Here is a 248-nt window from a genome sequence, read left to right on the forward strand (position 1 = left end):
TGCGCGCTCTTTTGCTGCAGGTGCTGTACTCAATTCGTAGCGAGCGCATGCTGGTAGAACAGATTTCCTACAACATGCTGTTCCGCTGGTTCGTCGGCTTGCCGATGGACGGGACCGTGTGGGACCATTCGACGTTCAGCAAGAACCGCGACCGGTTGCTCGAACACGACGTGCTGGTGTTGCTCTTCAACGAGACAGTCGAGACCGCGCGCGAACGCGGGTATCTTTCCGGGGAACACTTCAGCGTC

The 248-nt window shown here is 58.1% G+C and carries 1 protein-coding gene; it reads left to right on the forward strand.

Annotated elements, in window-relative coordinates:
* Nucleotides 1-248: transposase (locus ACRXB1_RS37910; protein WP_449494997.1), on the forward strand; the 248-nt coding region annotated here is incomplete at both ends.

This window comes from Caballeronia sp. M23-90 (genome assembly GCF_053574605.1).